The 5,386-nt window shown below is 51.3% G+C and carries 2 tRNA genes and 3 rRNA genes; all 5 read right to left on the bottom strand.

The features are described 5' to 3' along the window. Nucleotides 1-30 precede the first annotated feature (30 nt). Nucleotides 31-146, bottom strand: a 5S ribosomal RNA gene (gene rrf / locus J4P02_RS30325). Nucleotides 147-285: 139 nt separating this feature from the next. After that, a 23S ribosomal RNA gene (locus J4P02_RS30330) occupies nucleotides 286-3,177 on the bottom strand. A 216-nt stretch (nucleotides 3,178-3,393) separates the two neighbouring features. After that, nucleotides 3,394-3,469: transfer RNA gene (locus J4P02_RS30335), tRNA-Ala, on the bottom strand. Between the two features lie 10 nt (nucleotides 3,470-3,479). Continuing rightward, a tRNA-Ile gene (locus tag J4P02_RS30340) sits at nucleotides 3,480-3,556 on the bottom strand. A gap of 123 nt (nucleotides 3,557-3,679) precedes the next feature. Continuing rightward, nucleotides 3,680-5,218, bottom strand: a 16S ribosomal RNA gene (locus J4P02_RS30345). The 16S, 23S and 5S rRNA genes sit together here with 2 tRNA genes alongside, the layout of an rRNA operon. Nucleotides 5,219-5,386: the final 168 nt, after the last annotated feature.

Raw genomic sequence — 5,386 nt, forward strand, 5'->3', positions numbered from 1 at the left:
TGCTTTCGCAATTGGGGTTTCGGAATTTAATCTTGACGATGACCTACTCTCACATGGGGAAACCCCACACTACCATCGGCGATGCATCGTTTCACTACTGAGTTCGGGATGGGATCAGGTGGTTCCAATGCTCTATGGTCGTCAAGAAATTCGGTAGCCAGCTCGTGTCCTGTTGGAGCACGTTCCAGCGAATGGGTATGTAATAGGTTTGTGTGTTCGCAAACTTTCGGTTCGTAGCGTCTTCACACCGCAATTCGCTTCTTAAGCAAATTGCTTGGGTGTTATATGGTCAAGCCTCACGGGCAATTAGTATTGGTTAGCTCAACGCCTCACAGCGCTTACACACCCAACCTATCAACGTCGTAGTCTTCGACGGCCCTTTAGGGGATTCAAGATCCCAGTGAGATCTCATCTTGAGGCAAGTTTCCCGCTTAGATGCTTTCAGCGGTTATCTTTTCCGAACATAGCTACCCGGCAATGCCACTGGCGTGACAACCGGAACACCAGAGGTTCGTCCACTCCGGTCCTCTCGTACTAGGAGCAGCCCCTCTCAAATCTCAAACGTCCACGGCAGATAGGGACCGAACTGTCTCACGACGTTCTAAACCCAGCTCGCGTACCACTTTAAATGGCGAACAGCCATACCCTTGGGACCGGCTTCAGCCCCAGGATGTGATGAGCCGACATCGAGGTGCCAAACACCGCCGTCGATATGAACTCTTGGGCGGTATCAGCCTGTTATCCCCGGAGTACCTTTTATCCGTTGAGCGATGGCCCTTCCATACAGAACCACCGGATCACTAAGACCTACTTTCGTACCTGCTCGACGTGTCTGTCTCGCAGTCAAGCGCGCTTTTGCCTTTATACTCTACGACCGATTTCCGACCGGTCTGAGCGCACCTTCGTACTCCTCCGTTACTCTTTAGGAGGAGACCGCCCCAGTCAAACTACCCACCATACACTGTCCTCGATCCGGATAACGGACCTGAGTTAGAACCTCAAAGTTGCCAGGGTGGTATTTCAAGGATGGCTCCACGCAAACTGGCGTTCACGCTTCAAAGCCTCCCACCTATCCTACACAAGCAAATTCAAAGTCCAGTGCAAAGCTATAGTAAAGGTTCACGGGGTCTTTCCGTCTAGCCGCGGATACACTGCATCTTCACAGCGATTTCAATTTCACTGAGTCTCGGGTGGAGACAGCGCCGCCATCGTTACGCCATTCGTGCAGGTCGGAACTTACCCGACAAGGAATTTCGCTACCTTAGGACCGTTATAGTTACGGCCGCCGTTTACCGGGGCTTCGATCAAGAGCTTCGCGTTAGCTAACCCCATCAATTAACCTTCCGGCACCGGGCAGGCGTCACACCCTATACGTCCACTTTCGTGTTTGCAGAGTGCTGTGTTTTTAATAAACAGTCGCAGCGGCCTGGTATCTTCGACCGGCATGGGCTTACGGAGCAAGTCCTTCACCCTCACCGGCGCACCTTCTCCCGAAGTTACGGTGCCATTTTGCCTAGTTCCTTCACCCGAGTTCTCTCAAGCGCCTTGGTATTCTCTACCCAACCACCTGTGTCGGTTTGGGGTACGGTTCCTGGTTATCTGAAGCTTAGAAGCTTTTCTTGGAAGCATGGCATCAACCACTTCGTCACCTAAAAGGTAACTCGTCATCAGCTCTCGGCCTTAGAATCCCGGATTTACCTAAGATTCCAGCCTACCACCTTAAACTTGGACAACCAACGCCAAGCTGGCCTAGCCTTCTCCGTCCCTCCATCGCAATAACCAGAAGTACAGGAATATTAACCTGTTTTCCATCGACTACGCTTTTCAGCCTCGCCTTAGGGACCGACTAACCCTGCGTCGATTAACGTTGCGCAGGAAACCTTGGTCTTTCGGCGTGGGTGTTTTTCACACCCATTGTCGTTACTCATGTCAGCATTCGCACTTCTGATACCTCCAGCAAGCTTCTCAACTCACCTTCACAGGCTTACAGAACGCTCCTCTACCGCATCACTTACGTGATACCCGTAGCTTCGGTGTATGGTTTGAGCCCCGTTACATCTTCCGCGCAGGCCGACTCGACTAGTGAGCTATTACGCTTTCTTTAAAGGGTGGCTGCTTCTAAGCCAACCTCCTAGCTGTCTAAGCCTTCCCACATCGTTTCCCACTTAACCATAACTTTGGGACCTTAGCTGACGGTCTGGGTTGTTTCCCTTTTCACGACGGACGTTAGCACCCGCCGTGTGTCTCCCATGCTCGGCACTTGTAGGTATTCGGAGTTTGCATCGGTTTGGTAAGTCGGGATGACCCCCTAGCCGAAACAGTGCTCTACCCCCTACAGTGATACATGAGGCGCTACCTAAATAGCTTTCGAGGAGAACCAGCTATCTCCGAGCTTGATTAGCCTTTCACTCCGATCCACAGGTCATCCGCTAACTTTTCAACGGTAGTCGGTTCGGTCCTCCAGTCAGTGTTACCTAACCTTCAACCTGCCCATGGATAGATCGCCCGGTTTCGGGTCTATACCCAGCGACTAAACGCCCTATTAAGACTCGCTTTCGCTACGCCTCCCCTATTCGGTTAAGCTTGCCACTGAATATAAGTCGCTGACCCATTATACAAAAGGTACGCAGTCACCCAACAAAGTGGGCTCCCACTGCTTGTACGCATACGGTTTCAGGATCTATTTCACTCCCCTCTCCGGGGTTCTTTTCGCCTTTCCCTCACGGTACTAGTTCACTATCGGTCAGTCAGTAGTATTTAGCCTTGGAGGATGGTCCCCCCATATTCAGACAAGGTTTCTCGTGCCCCGTCCTACTCGATTTCATGACTAAGAGACTTTCGCGTACAGGGCTATCACCCACTATGGCCGCACTTTCCAGAGCGTTCCGCTAATCTCAAAGCCACTTAAGGGCTAGTCCCCGTTCGCTCGCCACTACTAAGGGAATCTCGGTTGATTTCTTTTCCTCAGGGTACTTAGATGTTTCAGTTCCCCTGGTTCGCCTCTTGCACCTATGTATTCAGTACAAGATAACCATCTTATGATGGCTGGGTTCCCCCATTCAGAGATCTCCGGATCAAAGTCTGTTTGCCGACTCCCCGAAGCTTATCGCAGGCTACCACGTCTTTCATCGCCTCTGACTGCCAAGGCATCCACCGTATGCGCTTCTTCACTTGACCATATAACCCCAAGCAATCTGGTTATACTATGAAGACGACATTCGCCGAAAATTTGCATTACACAAATTTTACCTTAGCCTGATCCGTTACCAGTGAAAGTAACGTTCAGTCTATCTTTCTATCACATACCCAAATTTTTAAAGAACGATCTAATCAAAAGACTAGAAATCAACATTCAAGGTGAATGCTCATTTCTAAGCTTTCAGAAGCAGTTTATGGTGGAGCCAAGCGGGATCGAACCGCTGACCTCCTGCGTGCAAGGCAGGCGCTCTCCCAGCTGAGCTATGGCCCCATAACAAAATTGGTGGGTCTGGGCAGATTCGAACTGCCGACCTCACCCTTATCAGGGGTGCGCTCTAACCAACTGAGCTACAGACCCAATTTCGAGCTTGTAACTGTTAGCTTGGAGCTATCAGCTTGGAGCTTAAAGCTGCTTCTATCGTCTTCTTCAATGAATCAAGCAATTCGTGTGGGAGCTTATGAAGCAGCTGATGTCGTCGATTAAGGAGGTGATCCAGCCGCAGGTTCCCCTACGGCTACCTTGTTACGACTTCACCCCAGTCATGAATCACACCGTGGTAACCGTCCTCCCGAAGGTTAGACTAGCTACTTCTGGTGCAACCCACTCCCATGGTGTGACGGGCGGTGTGTACAAGGCCCGGGAACGTATTCACCGCGACATTCTGATTCGCGATTACTAGCGATTCCGACTTCACGCAGTCGAGTTGCAGACTGCGATCCGGACTACGATCGGTTTTGTGGGATTAGCTCCACCTCGCGGCTTGGCAACCCTCTGTACCGACCATTGTAGCACGTGTGTAGCCCAGGCCGTAAGGGCCATGATGACTTGACGTCATCCCCACCTTCCTCCGGTTTGTCACCGGCAGTCTCCTTAGAGTGCCCACCATAACGTGCTGGTAACTAAGGACAAGGGTTGCGCTCGTTACGGGACTTAACCCAACATCTCACGACACGAGCTGACGACAGCCATGCAGCACCTGTCTCAATGTTCCCGAAGGCACCAATCCATCTCTGGAAAGTTCATTGGATGTCAAGGCCTGGTAAGGTTCTTCGCGTTGCTTCGAATTAAACCACATGCTCCACCGCTTGTGCGGGCCCCCGTCAATTCATTTGAGTTTTAACCTTGCGGCCGTACTCCCCAGGCGGTCAACTTAATGCGTTAGCTGCGCCACTAAGAGCTCAAGGCTCCCAACGGCTAGTTGACATCGTTTACGGCGTGGACTACCAGGGTATCTAATCCTGTTTGCTCCCCACGCTTTCGCACCTCAGTGTCAGTATCAGTCCAGGTGGTCGCCTTCGCCACTGGTGTTCCTTCCTATATCTACGCATTTCACCGCTACACAGGAAATTCCACCACCCTCTACCATACTCTAGCTTGCCAGTTTTGGATGCAGTTCCCAGGTTGAGCCCGGGGCTTTCACATCCAACTTAACAAACCACCTACGCGCGCTTTACGCCCAGTAATTCCGATTAACGCTTGCACCCTCTGTATTACCGCGGCTGCTGGCACAGAGTTAGCCGGTGCTTATTCTGTCGGTAACGTCAAAACAATCACGTATTAGGTAACTGCCCTTCCTCCCAACTTAAAGTGCTTTACAATCCGAAGACCTTCTTCACACACGCGGCATGGCTGGATCAGGCTTTCGCCCATTGTCCAATATTCCCCACTGCTGCCTCCCGTAGGAGTCTGGACCGTGTCTCAGTTCCAGTGTGACTGATCATCCTCTCAGACCAGTTACGGATCGTCGCCTTGGTGAGCCATTACCTCACCAACTAGCTAATCCGACCTAGGCTCATCTAATAGCGTGAGGTCCGAAGATCCCCCACTTTCTCCCGTAGGACGTATGCGGTATTAGCGCCCGTTTCCGGACGTTATCCCCCACTACTAGGCAGATTCCTAGGCATTACTCACCCGTCCGCCGCTCGCCACCAGGTACAAGTACCCGTGCTGCCGCTCGACTTGCATGTGTTAGGCCTGCCGCCAGCGTTCAATCTGAGCCATGATCAAACTCTTCAGTTCAATACTGCTTGGGTTTTTAAGAAACCCTAAACTTGGCTCAGCAATCTCAAATGACTATGTGATTTCTCGCATGAGTCACTCGTGATGCTGATAATCTTTCTGACTATCAGTCTGACTACACAAGCACCCACACGAATTGCTTGATTCAGTTGTTAAAGAGCGGTTGGT

The sequence above is a fragment of the Pseudomonas sp. NFXW11 genome (assembly GCF_049887815.1).
Taxonomy (GTDB): Bacteria; Pseudomonadota; Gammaproteobacteria; order Pseudomonadales; family Pseudomonadaceae; genus Aquipseudomonas.